The 12,703-nt window shown below is 63.6% G+C and carries 17 protein-coding genes and 1 tRNA gene; 9 read left to right on the top strand and 9 right to left on the bottom strand.

The genetic code is table 11. The features are described from left to right. Positions 1–73: 73 nt before the first annotated feature. From OB905_12515 to OB905_12495, 5 genes are all read right to left on the bottom strand, one after another. Entirely contained in the window at positions 74–1,036 is a 963-nt protein-coding gene (locus OB905_12515; protein MCU4926792.1) for an acetamidase/formamidase family protein, read from the bottom strand. 478 nt (positions 1,037–1,514) lie between these two features. Further along, positions 1,515–1,589, bottom strand: a tRNA-Met gene (locus OB905_12510). Between the two features lie 64 nt (positions 1,590–1,653). Then, positions 1,654–2,106, bottom strand: a complete 453-nt coding sequence (locus tag OB905_12505; protein MCU4926791.1) for a GtrA family protein — start codon at positions 2,104–2,106, stop codon at positions 1,654–1,656. Then, positions 2,103–2,876, bottom strand: coding sequence for a glycosyltransferase (locus OB905_12500; GenBank protein ID MCU4926790.1), 774 nt, complete (start codon positions 2,874–2,876; stop codon positions 2,103–2,105). The genes OB905_12505 and OB905_12500 overlap by 4 nt, the downstream gene beginning before the upstream one ends. Positions 2,877–2,954: 78 nt before the next feature. Continuing rightward, the gene (locus OB905_12495) at positions 2,955–3,221 is read right to left on the bottom strand and encodes a hypothetical protein (protein MCU4926789.1); all 267 of its coding nucleotides are present in this window, start codon (positions 3,219–3,221) and stop codon (positions 2,955–2,957) included. A gap of 180 nt (positions 3,222–3,401) precedes the next feature. Here OB905_12495 and OB905_12490 point away from each other — a divergent pair, with 180 nt between their 5' ends. From OB905_12490 to OB905_12465, 6 genes are all read left to right on the top strand, one after another. Then, positions 3,402–3,686 (top strand): 50S ribosomal protein L44e, encoded by a 285-nt coding sequence (locus OB905_12490; protein ID MCU4926788.1) that lies wholly within the window; start codon positions 3,402–3,404, stop codon positions 3,684–3,686. A gap of 5 nt (positions 3,687–3,691) precedes the next feature. Then, a complete protein-coding gene (locus OB905_12485; GenBank protein ID MCU4926787.1) occupies positions 3,692–3,865 on the top strand; it encodes a 30S ribosomal protein S27e in 174 nt (57 codons plus the stop codon). After that, entirely contained in the window at positions 3,862–4,662 is an 801-nt protein-coding gene (locus OB905_12480) for a translation initiation factor IF-2 subunit alpha (GenBank protein MCU4926786.1), read from the top strand. Before OB905_12485 ends, OB905_12480 begins: the two co-directional genes overlap by 4 nt. Before the next feature lie 29 nt (positions 4,663–4,691). Continuing rightward, positions 4,692–4,868: an RNA-protein complex protein Nop10 gene (locus tag OB905_12475; protein ID MCU4926785.1), complete on the top strand. Its 177-nt coding sequence runs from the start codon at positions 4,692–4,694 to the stop codon at positions 4,866–4,868. Positions 4,869–4,937: 69 nt separating this feature from the next. Further along, a complete protein-coding gene (locus tag OB905_12470) occupies positions 4,938–5,708 on the top strand; it encodes a proteasome assembly chaperone family protein (GenBank protein MCU4926784.1) in 771 nt (256 codons plus the stop codon). Between the two features lie 52 nt (positions 5,709–5,760). Continuing rightward, a complete protein-coding gene (locus OB905_12465; GenBank protein ID MCU4926783.1) occupies positions 5,761–5,931 on the top strand; it encodes a hypothetical protein in 171 nt (56 codons plus the stop codon). A 153-nt stretch (positions 5,932–6,084) separates the two neighbouring features. Here OB905_12465 and OB905_12460 read toward each other — a convergent pair whose 3' ends face one another. Together OB905_12460 and OB905_12455 are read right to left on the bottom strand one after the other, a co-directional pair. After that, positions 6,085–6,798 carry a class I SAM-dependent methyltransferase gene (locus tag OB905_12460; GenBank protein MCU4926782.1) on the bottom strand — a complete coding sequence of 238 codons (714 nt, stop codon included), beginning with the start codon at positions 6,796–6,798 and terminating at the stop codon, positions 6,085–6,087. Between the two features lie 247 nt (positions 6,799–7,045). Further along, on the bottom strand, positions 7,046–7,825 hold the full coding sequence (locus OB905_12455; GenBank protein MCU4926781.1) for a winged helix-turn-helix transcriptional regulator: 780 nt from the start codon (positions 7,823–7,825) through the stop codon (positions 7,046–7,048). A gap of 147 nt (positions 7,826–7,972) precedes the next feature. Between OB905_12455 and artA the strand changes: the two genes are divergently transcribed. Together artA and OB905_12445 are read left to right on the top strand one after the other, a co-directional pair. After that, a complete protein-coding gene (gene artA / locus OB905_12450) occupies positions 7,973–9,013 on the top strand; it encodes an archaeosortase A (protein MCU4926780.1) in 1,041 nt (346 codons plus the stop codon). Next, a complete protein-coding gene (locus OB905_12445; protein ID MCU4926779.1) occupies positions 9,013–9,732 on the top strand; it encodes a metallophosphoesterase in 720 nt (239 codons plus the stop codon). The genes artA and OB905_12445 overlap by 1 nt, the downstream gene beginning before the upstream one ends. Before the next feature lie 3 nt (positions 9,733–9,735). On the opposite strand, the gene OB905_12440 is transcribed toward OB905_12445, so the two are convergent. Continuing rightward, a complete protein-coding gene (locus OB905_12440; protein ID MCU4926778.1) occupies positions 9,736–11,025 on the bottom strand; it encodes an NAD(P)/FAD-dependent oxidoreductase in 1,290 nt (429 codons plus the stop codon). A 91-nt stretch (positions 11,026–11,116) separates the two neighbouring features. Beyond that, positions 11,117–11,251 carry a transporter gene (locus tag OB905_12435; protein ID MCU4926777.1) on the bottom strand — a complete coding sequence of 45 codons (135 nt, stop codon included), beginning with the start codon at positions 11,249–11,251 and terminating at the stop codon, positions 11,117–11,119. 245 nt (positions 11,252–11,496) lie between these two features. Between OB905_12435 and OB905_12430 the strand changes: the two genes are divergently transcribed. Then, positions 11,497–12,549, top strand: coding sequence for an NAD(P)-dependent alcohol dehydrogenase (locus tag OB905_12430; protein MCU4926776.1), 1,053 nt, complete (start codon positions 11,497–11,499; stop codon positions 12,547–12,549). The last annotated feature ends 154 nt before the right edge of the window (positions 12,550–12,703 follow it).

The raw sequence follows: 12,703 nt of genomic DNA, 5'->3' as shown, positions 1-12,703 counted from the left end.
TCTGCCGCCGGCATCCGTTGCCCGTCTGGACCCGGCAGCCGACGCGTCGCCGCTTTTCGTCACAGTGAGGGACTCACTCCGCCGGGAAGATCTCCCGTGGAAGATACGCGGAGACCGTCCAGTTCGGCACGTTGGCGAGCTGGTTGATCTTCAGGTCGACGGCCGCCGAGCAGAGGATGTACGCCTCCTCGCGCGACAGCCCGCGTTCGGTCTGGAGATGGTCGATCATCTCCCGCACAGCTCGCCGAGCCGCCTCACGCACGTCATCGTCGACGCCGGTGGTCGCGAACATCGGTTCGTCGCGACCGGTCGGCGTGAACGGCCCTTCGGTCTCGAACTGCGGCTGGTCGATCGAGCGGTCCGAGCGCACGTCGATCCGACACGTGATCGACATCGGCGCCTCGATCGCTGTTCCACAGACTTCGCCGTCTCCCTGTGTGATGTGCCCGTCGCCGGTGCTAAACAGCGCTCCCTCGACCGCGACGGGCAGGGACACAGTCGACCCCACCGTGAGGTGTTTGATGTCCAGGTTGCCGCCGGTAGCCCGGGGTGGAAGCGTGTCGAACTCGCCAGTCGCCTCCGGCGCGACGCCGACGGTTCCGGGAAACGGGGCTGCCGGCACCTCGATCCCGTCGACGAACTGAGCGGCGCCGTCTTCGACGTCCCAGATGTGCAGCGCCGGCTCCGGGAACTCGTCGGCTAGCAGCCCCAACTCAGCCGCGCCGGGGAGGACGAGCGTGTATCCCCACCCACGGTGTTCGATATCGAGGATCTCCACCTCGAGTACGTCACCCGGGCTGGCGCCTGCCACCGCGACCGGCCCGGTCAGCGTGTGGACCCGGTCCGTATCCACTGTGGCGACGTCTGCGACCGTCGCGTCCGGATCCAACTGACCTCCCGTCGCGTCTAAGCAGTCAAAGCGCACGACGTCGCCGGGTTCGACCGTCCGAACCGGGTCGTGGTCCCGGCTCCACGACGTGTGGCAGTCGCCCTCGGTAGCGGAGATATGGTGGTCGATAACGAGATCGGTAGCCATCGAAATAGTAGAGGGAGCGATTGCACATAAACGGTTGCCAACGTTGGACCGGTTTTAGTTACGGTCCCAGTGTACCGATTTTGGACGCGTCGTTCGATGTTTGACAGTGGATGGAAGCAGTGTGGGTAGATTTGAACGACGCGAAGACGTGCTCGCTCTGCTGCGCGCGTCTTCTCTCGTTCAAATCACCACTGTGCTATGGGTGGCGCTCACGAAGTTGTTCGCGCCAAAACATAGCGGGAGGTAGATTTGAACTATGCCCACGTCGCTCCCTTCGGCCGCTCGTGGTCTACTTCAAATCCACTCGTCGTCTTTTCACGGATTCAGCACTCACTCGTCGTTTCACTCCTCGCTCGCGTTTGAATCCATGAAAAGTAGCGGGAGGTAGATTTGAACCACGGTCGCAGCAGAACTGCTCCCTGGTTCAAACTACCACTGTGCTATGGGTGACGCTCACGAACTTGTTCGCGCCAAAACATAGCGGGAGGTAGATTTGAACTACCGATCTGCGGGTTATGAGCCCGCCGGAATCTCCTGGCTATCCCATCCCGCTACCAGATCGTAACCCGGTTCCACAGTTAAGGGTTGTGATTCGGACGCCTGATGCGGGTTTCGTGCTACGGTGACTCGTGGTGGACCCGCCAGGTGTAGAGACTCTCTGCGGTGTAGTTGACGAAGAACCCGACGCCGATCCCGATCAGGTTCGCCACGATGTACCAGATTCCGGCCCAGTAGACGAGGATCGTAAGCACCGAAAGCGTCACCAGAAAGCCGCCAAAGCGGACCACGTACGACCGCAGCAGCCGGTAGCCCAGCGAACGCCTCCCGACGGAGCCGTAGGCTGCGAACGTCCAGCGTTCGTTGATCGCGAAGATGACGCCAATGGCAACGACCCAGGCCACGACCTTCCCGCCAACGGGGCCGAGCGCGGTCGCGGAAACGAGCGCGAAGAGGACGACGTTGTCGACGGCGGCACCCACGAAGCCGACGCCGGCGAACTGGGTGAATCGCTTCGGGGCGCGCAGCGCCGACAGACGCGTCGCGAGGAACTCCCCAAGCGAGTCGATCATCGCTTGCGGACGCGATCGACGAGCGGTTCCGGCGCGGACCGTCGTGTGGGGAGCGGAAGGCGAATACGATCACCGCGAAGTCGTTTGACACGGTGGCGCGTCGCGAACAGTCCAGTGACGAGTTCCCTCCCCGTTCCGACCGTCGAGACCGTCGACTCGGGAGCGTCGGCCCACGTAATCGGCACGTCCTCGACCCGGTAGCCGAGCGCGTCGGCGACGGCGAGGAACTCGACGTCCCAGGCGAACCCCGGTTCGCGGAGGTGGCCGCGTACGTCCGCCCAGGCCGTCGCGTCGATCGCCTTCGCGCCACACTGGTAGTCAGAAAGCGAGAGGCTGAGGACGTGGCGGGCCAGCCAGGCAAAGCCGTCGCCGAGTCGTCGCCGGAGCCGCGACTGGTGGGTCGTCACCTCGGCCTCCGGGTGGCGCCGGGAGCCAGTCGCGACCGCCGTTTCGCCGCCTCGAACCCGATCGACGACGCGCACGAGGGAGTCGACTGGGGTACTGGCGTCCGCATCCACGAACGCGAGGACGTCGGTTTCGAGTGCGCAAAACCCCGCCGTGATCGCCGCGCCCTTTCCCCGTCGCTCGGGAACAGCGTTGACCATCGCCGGCAGAGCCGATAGCGACTCGACCGTCCCCTCCCGTGGCTCGTCGAGTTCGATCCGGATCGTGTCGGGAGCAAGTGCGTCGTCGATCTCACGGACGTACGCGCCGAGAACATCGACGTCGGGCCGAAATGCGGGGACGACGATACCGACCGTCGGGGTCATTCGTCCGTATCGATCCCATTGCGAGGTGAAAAACGTTCTGTCGACCGGTGCGTGGAAAACGGATTTTCGGGTGGCAACTTACACTGTCAGCTCGCCGGCTGCGCGGACCACACCGACGTCCGCGGCGTCGACACGCTCGACATCGAGGAAATGCGGAACGTAATCTTGGCGCTCGAAGTCCTCGAACTCGTCGGCGTCGCCGACGGTACACCACAACTGGACCTCCTCGGGGCCGTGCCACTCGCCGTTTCGGCTGACGGCGAAACAGACCAGCTCCTCTCCGTCGACGTCGACGATCGCCCCTTTCCGGATGCCGGGATCGCCATGGATGATGAGCCGCTTCATACTGTCGGCTTCGGCGGGCCCCGGATTAAACGCTTCGAAGGGGTGAGTGTGGTCTCGAGAAGTGCCGGTTTCGTCGCGACTGTGGCCGGTTTGGCCTCACCCGCGGGCGAAACCGCCGTCGATTGCGAACCAAACGGGTTTTAAGCGGGGCTATCGTAGCCCCGTCCAAGAGAACTACCCATGCAGATGCCACGCCGATTCAACACGTACTGCCCGCACTGTAACGCACACCACGAACACGAAGTCGAGAAGGTCCGAACCGGCCGTTCGACGGGAATGAAGAAGGTCGCTGACCGCCAGCGCAAGCGCCAGACCGCCTCCATCGGGAACTCCGGGAAGTTCTCGAAGGTGCCCAGTGGAAACAAGCCGACGAAGAAGACCGACCTCAAGTACCGCTGCAGCGAGTGTGGCAAGGCCCACCTCCGCGAGGGATGGCGCGCTGGCCGACTCGAGTTCCAGGAGTGATTTCTATGGCAGGAAACTTCTACTCCGTCCGCTGTGGGGACTGCGAGAACGAACAGGTCGTCTTCGGCAAGGCGTCGACCGAGGTCGCCTGCGCCGTCTGCGGAACGACGCTCGCGCGGCCGACCGGCGGCAACGCCGAGATCGACCACGAGATCGTCGAGACAGTCGAATCACGATGAAGTACAGCGGCTGGCCCGACCCCGGCGAACTCGTCGTCGGCAAGATCGACGAGATCGAAGACTTCGGCGTCTTCGCCGACCTAGAGGAGTACCAGGATAAGCGCGGGCTCATCCACATCTCGGAGGTTGCCTCCGGCTGGATCAAGAACGTCCGCGACCACGTCCGCGAGGGCCAGATCGTCGTCTGTAAGGTTCTAGATGTCGACGAGGACGCCCAGCAGATCGATCTCTCGCTGAAAGACGTCAACGACCACCAGCGCTCCGATAAGATCCAGGAGTGGAAAAACGAGCAGAAAGCGGACAACTGGATGGAACTCGCCTTCGGCGAGGAGATCGACGACGAGGAGTACACCGCGATCGCGAACGAACTGCTCACCACGCACCCCTCGCTGTACGCCGCGTTCAAACAGGCGGCGATCCACGGGGCGGAGGCCATCGACGGCACGGACCTCGACGATGCGGAGATCGAGGCCGTCGTCGAGACCGCTCGCGAGAACGTCTCGGTGCCCTACGTCAACGTCACCGGCTACGTCGACCTCGAGAATCCCTCTGCGAGCGGCGTCGACGGCATTCGCCAGGCGCTTGAGGCCGCCGCCGGCAACGGCGAGGTCCCCGAGGAGGTCGAACTCGACGTCACCTACGTCGGTGCCCCCGAGTACCGCATCAAAGTGAAAGCTCCCAACTACAAGACTGCCGAGGCCCAGCTCGAAGAGAGCGCACAGCGGGCCATCGCCGCAGTCGAGTCAGAGGGCGGCGACGGCGAGTACCACCGCGAGCGTCGCAGCGACGACGAGTAACCGGCCCGCAGGCGACATCGATCTCGCACATGAAATCCGACATTCGGATCTGTTCGGCGTGGCAGGACGTCCACGACCGCCCGGTGTATACGCTCTCAGATAGCTGTCCGGAGTGTGGCGAACCGGCGGTCAACAGTGCTCCTGCACCGTTTGATCCCGAAGATCCCCACGGTGAGTACCGGCGCGCGCTCAAGCGTCGCCAGTAACCGGTCCCGATTCTCGATCTCTCGGTGTGACACCGATGCGCACTTACGTCTCGCCGTCACCCATCCGGTATGGACGAACTCGAGATCGACGCAGTCGCCGAGGTGACACTGGATGATCCCGTTCTTCTTGAGGGGCTGCCCGGTGTCGGGCACGTCGGCAAGCTGGTTGCCGATCACATACTCGAGGAGTTCGCCGACGAGGCCACGCTCGTTCGGCGGATCTACTCGCGAGAGTTCCCCCCGCAGGTTACCGTTGAGGACGGCGTCGCGTCATTAACGTGTGCGACCGTCCACGCGATCACGCCCTCGGACGGTCGGGACTTACTCGTGCTTACGGGTGATCACCAGGCCCAGACGAACGACGGACACTACCTGCTGACGAGTGCGTTTCTCGACATCGCCGAGAGCTTCGGCGCGTCCGAAGCGTACGCTCTCGGCGGGGTGCCGACCGGCGAACTGATCGACGAGTACGCCGTCGTCGGCGCCGTGACCGACGACCCCCTGCGTGAGCCACTCGAGGAGGCTGGCGTCGAGTTCCGGGAGAACGAGCCCGCAGGCGGGATCGTCGGCGTCTCCGGACTCCTGCTTGGCCTCGGTGCCCGCCGGGGTGTCGACGCTGCCTGCCTCATGGGCGAAACCAGCGGGTATCTCGTCGATCCGAAAAGCGCCCGTGCCGTTCTGGAAGTGCTCGAGGAAGTGCTCGGCTTCGAAATCGACTACGAGAGTTTAGACGAGCGCGCAGAGGAGATGGAGGAAGTCATCGGGAAGATAGAAGAGATGGAACAACAGCAACAGGGAATGGACGTCCCGATGGACGAGGATCTGCGATACATCGGCTGAGTGGACTTGTCACTGTGGAAGTATTTTCACCGACTGCGTCTACGGTAGCGATATGCTTCGATCGACTATCGCCTGGGTACGGGAGTGGATCGCCGTCGAAGACGCCGAGGAGCGCATCGAAGGCACCGGCGAGGCGATCACCTCGCCACAGCACAAACGGTCGGCCGAAGCAGACCGAACTCTCGAGGAGGCATCGGAGGGCCACCGACGCGACGAGCCGTAGCTCGTTCGGGCGGAACTGCTCGCGGCCGGGAACCGTCCGCCGGTCGGAGGCCGTTCGCTCGCGAAAAACCGTGCCGACCCGGAATCGCACCAATCTGGAATCGAGCCGATCTGGAATCGATGCCGATCCGAACCTGTTCGCTTCGTGCCGACGCTACCGTTCCGGTCGACGGAACACCCTGAGGGTATCCCGCTCTAGCGACTGCGACTCGCGCTCGACGAACCCTAACGTCTCGAAGACGCGGTCCCAGCGCCGGTGGTAGAGTGGGATCCCGTCGTCGACGTAGCTGACGTGTTCGTCGACGGGCTGTCCGGCGTCGTTATCGGAGTCCTCGGTCTCAGTATCGCAGCTCCCGACGTCGTTGTCGGCGTTCCCGGCTTCGTCGTCAGCGTTCCCGGCTTCGCCGTCGGTGTGGCCTTCGTTCTCGACCGTCACAATCGTGTCGTCGGCGATCCGGGCTAGCTCTGCGAACGCGTCGTCGTTTTCCGGCGGGATGTGTTGGAGCGTCTCGACGGTGTAGACCGCGTCGAACGCGCCGTCGTCGAACTCGGGGACGATCGCTTCGATCGCGTCGGCGTAGAACGATCCGTCTGTAGCCAGCCCCGGATAGTTCTCGGCAAGGACGTCGAAGCTCTCGTCGTTCAGGTCGATTCCCGAGAGGTCGCGGAACCCATGCTCGTGTAAGTGTGCGAGGTGGCGTCCGGCGCTACAACCGGGCTCTAAGACGGTTGCGTCCGTTCCAACGGTCGCCTCGAGGTGTGAGCGGAGCAACTCGCTCGTCTCGTTCGGTCCGTAGTACGCGTAGTACTCCGGTGAGTACGCAGTCGAGCGGCCCGCCCATCGTCGGTGTACGTCGTTGGTCTCCATAGTGTGTCTGTTATCCGCATCCGGTCGGGTCGTCGAACCGGCGCTGAGGCGCCGTGGCGTCTGTCGTCTGTCTCTCCCGGCATCGATACGAGAACGGGACCTGGCCGCCCAAGCACGCGACCTGGTCGAAGATACAGTAGACAACAGGGCGCGTACGGAAGTAGTTGGTGTTGGGTTCGGCAAGCGCTGTTCGTGACATAGAACATACCGACGGTTGCTCGACTCACCCTCGACAGCTGGTGACGTATTACCCCTCGAGAACCTCGTAGGCCACCTCGGCGTCCCGAAGCGCGTCGGTGACTCGGCCGACCACGTCGGTCGTCGCGACCACGGTCACTGAGAGCCCGCGCTCGGCGGCGTCGGCCGCGACACCGCCAACGCCGAAGGTAACTGCGGGCTCGCTGCCCGCTCGCCGAGAGGCGACGATGGCCTCAATGCCGCTTGCGGCGACGAGATCCGCGTCCTCGCAGTGTGTGGCGACGGCGTCGTCGTCGATCGCTCGGCTGCCGCCGGCTCTGACCGCTGGCACCTGAAGAACGGTGACAGTACCCGGTTCGAGGTCGATGACGCCTTCGAAGCTCGTGACGCCGACGTCGGTGTCGGCAGCAGCGTCGGTCGTCGCGACGCCTGTGGCGGGCCCCTCCTCGCCGGGAGTAGCGTGGAGCAGCCCATCTTGAACCGAGAGGGAGACAGTCTCGCCCTCGGTTACGTCGTCGGTAGCGATCGCAGCGTCCTCGCTCATCGTCGCGAGGACGTCTTCGGTGACGTGGTCAGCAAAGCGCCGGACTGCGTCGGCTGCCTGGAAGAGCCAGTCGACGCCCTCCTTGGTGACTCGGTAGCGCGATCGCCCCTCCTTCTCGACGAGTCCGTCATCGACGAGTTCGCGGATGTACTCGCTGACCGCCTGGCTCGTCACGCCGACCTCGTCTGCGATCTCCCCCTGGCTGACCGCGGGCTGGCGCTGGGCGATCTGGACTAAGATCCGAAAACGAGTCGCGGATCGCTTGCTATCGAGGACGTCGACCATACCGATACCTCTCGGGTGGGCGTCAAAAAGGTGCGCGGTCCGCGGCCCCGTCATCCGCACACACTCCTCGTGAGGGAGCGAATTGCGACGTTCGATGCGAGGCGTCAAGTTGATGCTACGCGAGTCCGTCGTCACGACGTGAACATCATGCCCTCCACCTCGGTCGCGGACGCGGGCGGATCGAGTGTCGCGTCCACGGTCGACTCATCGGTGCTCACGTCGGCCGCGTTCGAGGGTGGGGCAGGACCGGTCGTCGCCGTCGTGAGTGCGATTGGGGCGACCGACGCCCTCGCGTGGGGATCGATTCTGATCTTCGTGCTGGCGATCGCTCTCCAATGGCGCGGAGCGCCCGACCCGGCGCGGTACACCGCCGCGGTGGCCTGGGTGCTCTTTGGCGTCTTCTGGCTGACGATGGCTCCGTACTACCACTACGACGTCCAGAGTCCCCTCCAGACCGTACTGGCGCTGGCGGCGCTGCCGCTGTGTGCTTACACCGGCTACCTGCTCGTCCAGGGGCGGGAGTCGCTGCTGTTGCTCACCAAGGCGGTGGCGATCATGGGGCTGATATACCTCCCCGCCGAGACGATCCCGTTCGTCCGCCGGTGGCTCATCGAAACGACGGCGGTCCAGACCCACTACGGGATGGAACTGCTCGGTCACAGTCCCGGGATCAACGAGGGCGCGAACGGCTACGAGAGTCGCTTCGATTTCGACCCTGATGAGACCGCCACCGGGCGGACGACCTACATCGTCCTCGCGTGTACGGGTCTGGGAAGTATGGCAATCTTTGGCGGACTCATCGCCTCCGTCTCCGCACCGCTCAAGCGAAAGGTATCCGCATTTGCGCTCGCGATCGGCGTCATCTGGTTTCTGAACCTCACCCGTAACGTTTTCATCGGCCTCGCCTCACCGTGGGGCTGGTTCCAGCAGGACTGGCTCGTCTCGTTTATGACGACCTATTTGGGCACTGAGGCCAACCGCGTCTCCTACGTCGTCGCACACAACTACATCTCGCAGCTGCTGGCAGTGGTGGCTCTGCTCGGGATCACCTATCTCCTCGTGAAGATCGTGCCCGAGATTCTGGCGCCGTTAGAGGAGGTACTGTTCGTCCTCACCGGCAACGAGTACGACCTCGAGAGCGCGATTGGGGAGCCGGCTCCTGGCAGGAGCACTGAGCCGGGAGACTGATGGATGGCCCCGCGTTCGGCCCTGGCCCGGAGGTTTCGCCTCGGGAGCGCTGCGTCTGGCTTCCGGACGCCCGAACCCTTGTCCTCGCCGATCCCCATCTCGGGAAGGGTACAGCCTCGGCCGTCGAGGCACCCCTGGCCGACGGTACGGACGCGACGGCGCGTCTCGAAGGGCTCCTTTCCGATCTCGGCCCGCAGGAACTCGTCATCGCGGGTGATCTGCTCCACTCGTTTTCCCACGTTCCACGCGGTGTTACCGATGATTTGCGGGCGATCCAGGCGCTCGTCGCCGACGCCGGTGCGGACCTCGTGGTGACGCCCGGCAACCACGACGTTCTGCTCGAGGAGGTCTTCGACGGCCGGACCCCCGCCGAACACTGCCTTGCAGACGGCGAGACGGCCGTCTGTCACGGCCACGAATTGCCCAAGGCGGATGCCGAACGGTACGTGATCGGGCACGACCACCCTGCCCTGTCGGTCGACGGGCGCAAGCGTCCGTGCGTGCTCTACGGTCCCGGCGCCTACGAGGGCGCCGACGTGATCGTCCTCCCGACGTTCACCCGTGTAGCCCGCGGGACGACGGTAAACGCACGTCGAACCAGCGACTTCCAGTCACCGCTGATTCGAGATATCGACGGCTTTCGGCCCGGCGTCTACGACCCGGAGACAGGCGAGACGCTGTGGTTTCCGCCGCTCGGGGAGTGTCGCGACCTGCTCTGAGATTCAGTGCTGATCTGCGAGGACTGCGCCAGCGGCCTGGCAGCCGCTCTCCATCGCGCCCTGAATCGAGGACCAGCGAGTGTACTCGCCGGCGAGGTAGACGCCCTCGCCTCCGTCACGGGTGTCCGGAAGTGTCTCGTGGATACCCGGCGGCTGGGCGAACTGTGCGAACGGGATGCGGTCCGTGTGTACCACGGAAAGTTCGTCGAACCCGCGCTCGGGAAACCACCAGCCGAGGCTCTCTCTGGTCTGCTCGGCGAGGGTCGCATCGTCGGCCTCTGGCTCACCGAGGTAGGTCGCGCTCAACAGCGTCTCGTCCTCGGGTGCGTACGACGGCGCTACGGCCGTGTGCGGGACGACGTGGTTCGGTCCGTCCCGTCGGGTGTTGACGAGCAATCGCGGACCAACCCCGAGGTCGGAGCCGGGAGGGAGCCGGTAGTACTGGGTGACACAGGATCGTGCGTCGGTCGGAATCGACGCGACGCCAGTCAGATCGCGAGCCGAACGGGGATCGGTCGCGACGACGACGGCGTCGGCAGATCGGCGCTCGCCGTCCTCGGTTCGGATCGTCACCGTGCTCTCATCCCGTCGTTCTGCGATCGAGGCAACGCCGATGCCCGTCTCGATCTCGGCTCCGGCCGCCCGTGCGGCTGCGGCGAGCTGGCGGGTGATCGCTCCCATTCCTGCCTCTGGCACCGCGATCTCTCCGCGGGCGAGCGCCCCGAACGTGTACTCGAAGACGCGTGCCGAGGTCGACAGTGACCGGTCGAGCGTGATACCCCCATAGAACGGTGCCGCGAAGTTCGCGAGAAAGCGCTCGGAGAAGCCCCGCTCGCGCAGGTACGTCGCGATCGAGACGTCCGTCTCGTCTGGATCGGGCGCGAACTCGAGGGGGCGACGCCGGAGTTCTTCGCGCAGGCGGAGCACGCGAAGCTTGTCCGCGAGCGTGATCTCGGTCGCCAGAACGGAGGCGGGAACCGTTCGTGGATCCCGAAACGGATCGCCGAGAATCCGTCGACGGCCGGGCCCCGCAAGTACCGCGCCAGGTGCGAACGTTCGCAAGGAGAGGCTGTCGAGATCGAGCTCTCGGCGGACGGCCGGGTAGCCGGTAAACAGCACCTGAAAGCCGCGATCGAGCCGGTAGCCGTCGCGCTCGACCGTCCGGACGCGACCGCCGACGCGCTCGCGGCGCTCGAGACAGGTCACGTCCACGTCGGCCGCCGCGAGGTGTCGGGCGGCGACAAGCCCGGCCAGCCCCGAGCCAACCACGAGTACCGAAGGCGTTTCCGACATGATCCTGCCTTCGAAGGCACCCTACTAAGTCCTACACCCAACACTGGACGACCTGCTACTGACTATCGCCCATTCCGGACGCGTAAGGGCGTCAGTGATCGGTGAATATCCGAAGCCCGATCCCGGCCGCAATGGTAAGGATTCCCGCGATCGTCGCGATGGGCGGAATGGGGATGAACAGGAAGACGACACCGGCGAGGATCACGACTGTGGAGAGTCTGACCATGCTACGGGTTCGCCGAGACGACGGGTAAGGCTGGGGCCGGCAGGAACAGCCGATATACGTGGCTGCCGTTGGAATCACGGGTTCTGTTTGGATGTCATGTCTATCCACCCGACGTCGACAGAATACAGGAGTTCCGTACAGATGATTTTCGGCGGGAGCAGTCTCACAGAGACAAAGGAACCGAAGTATAAAAATTCCTGTGAAAGTATTATCATGTCGGCTATGGTGCTCAGTGATGCATGTCGATGAAAGCGTTCGTAATGGACGGGATCGGAGAAACTGGCGTAACCGAAAAAGATCGTCCCGAGTTCGGGCCCAGTGACGCGATTCTCAAGCCTACGAAAGGGCTCATTTGTACGTCGGACTGCCACACTGTCCACGGTGCAATCGGGGATCGCGAAAACCTCACCCTCGGACACGAAGTCGTCGGTGTCGTCGATCAGGTCGGAGAAGCAGTCACTGATTTTGAATCGGGAGACCGCGTGGCTGTCGGTGCAATTACGCCGGATTGGAGCTCCGAAGCGGCACAAGACGGTCACCCCTCCCAGTCACAAGGCGCGTTAGGCGGGTGGAAGTTCGCAAATGTAAAAGACGGAACGTTCGCGGAGTACGTCCACGTGAACGATGCCGATGGAAATCTTGCACATATCCCCGATGGGGTAAGCGATCACGAGGCGTTGTACACGACCGATATGATGACTACCGGATTCGCAGCGGCCGAAAACGCAGCCATCCCAATCGGTGGGACAGTCGCGGTATTCGCGCAGGGGCCGGTTGGATTGATGGCAACGAAAGGGGCGTCATTACAGGGAGCAGGGACGATCATCGCGGTCGAGGCCGTTCCAAAACGACAAGAACTCGCTCGGGAGTACGGTGCCGACCACGTCGTCGATTTCAGTCAGACGGATTCAGTCGAAGAGATTATGGAGCTAACTGATGGCGTGGGCGTCGATGCTGCTATCGAAGCACTCGGCAGCGATCAAACGTTACAGGATGCGATCACGGTCGTAAAACCAGGTGGCACTGTCTCTAACGTCGGCTATCACGGTGACGGTGAGTATCGACATATTCCACGCGAAGAGTGGGGCGTTGGAATGGCCGAAATAGACATCGTGACTGATCTTTGCCCAGGGGGGCGATTGCGCATCAAGCGACTCCTGCGACTTCTGGAGAACGACCGCCTTGACCCAACGAAAATGACGACACACGAGTTCGAGTTCGACGAGATCGAAGCGGCGTTCGAAATGATGGACGAAAAAGAAGACGACATCATCAAGCCGTTAATTCACTTCGAGTAAGGGGTCAGACAGCAGCTTCTGGGCCCCACTGCGCGGAGGAAGGCAGTCGCTCTCGACCGACCCGGCGGAGACAGTCTTCTTTGTGTGCTGTGAAACGGGACGCAACAACGCTGACTCTCTCTTGTCGCCACCCGACGGTATTTCCCTCGGGCCG

The organism is Halobacteria archaeon AArc-dxtr1 (assembly GCA_025517425.1).
Taxonomy (GTDB): domain Archaea; phylum Halobacteriota; class Halobacteria; order Halobacteriales; family Natrialbaceae; genus Halostagnicola.
The sequence above is the reverse complement of the archived record's forward strand: the minus strand, read 5'-3'. Positions and strand labels throughout refer to the sequence as shown.

Coding starts and splice junctions, on each gene's coding strand:
- OB905_12455 (MCU4926781.1), bottom strand. CDS start 7,825: ATGGTCGACGTCCTCGATAGCAAGCGATCCGCGACTCGTTTTCGGATC.
- OB905_12505 (MCU4926791.1), bottom strand. CDS start 2,106: ATGATCGACTCGCTTGGGGAGTTCCTCGCGACGCGTCTGTCGGCGCTG.
- OB905_12495 (MCU4926789.1), bottom strand. CDS start 3,221: ATGAAGCGGCTCATCATCCATGGCGATCCCGGCATCCGGAAAGGGGCG.
- OB905_12465 (MCU4926783.1), top strand. CDS start 5,761: ATGCTTCGATCGACTATCGCCTGGGTACGGGAGTGGATCGCCGTCGAA.
- artA (MCU4926780.1), top strand. CDS start 7,973: ATGCCCTCCACCTCGGTCGCGGACGCGGGCGGATCGAGTGTCGCGTCC.
- OB905_12475 (MCU4926785.1), top strand. CDS start 4,692: ATGAAATCCGACATTCGGATCTGTTCGGCGTGGCAGGACGTCCACGAC.
- OB905_12445 (MCU4926779.1), top strand. CDS start 9,013: ATGGATGGCCCCGCGTTCGGCCCTGGCCCGGAGGTTTCGCCTCGGGAG.
- OB905_12435 (MCU4926777.1), bottom strand. CDS start 11,251: ATGGTCAGACTCTCCACAGTCGTGATCCTCGCCGGTGTCGTCTTCCTG.
- OB905_12440 (MCU4926778.1), bottom strand. CDS start 11,025: ATGTCGGAAACGCCTTCGGTACTCGTGGTTGGCTCGGGGCTGGCCGGG.
- OB905_12460 (MCU4926782.1), bottom strand. CDS start 6,798: ATGGAGACCAACGACGTACACCGACGATGGGCGGGCCGCTCGACTGCG.
- OB905_12485 (MCU4926787.1), top strand. CDS start 3,692: ATGGCAGGAAACTTCTACTCCGTCCGCTGTGGGGACTGCGAGAACGAA.
- OB905_12480 (MCU4926786.1), top strand. CDS start 3,862: ATGAAGTACAGCGGCTGGCCCGACCCCGGCGAACTCGTCGTCGGCAAG.
- OB905_12515 (MCU4926792.1), bottom strand. CDS start 1,036: ATGGCTACCGATCTCGTTATCGACCACCATATCTCCGCTACCGAGGGC.
- OB905_12470 (MCU4926784.1), top strand. CDS start 4,938: ATGGACGAACTCGAGATCGACGCAGTCGCCGAGGTGACACTGGATGAT.
- OB905_12500 (MCU4926790.1), bottom strand. CDS start 2,876: ATGACCCCGACGGTCGGTATCGTCGTCCCCGCATTTCGGCCCGACGTC.
- OB905_12490 (MCU4926788.1), top strand. CDS start 3,402: ATGCAGATGCCACGCCGATTCAACACGTACTGCCCGCACTGTAACGCA.
- OB905_12430 (MCU4926776.1), top strand. CDS start 11,497: ATGAAAGCGTTCGTAATGGACGGGATCGGAGAAACTGGCGTAACCGAA.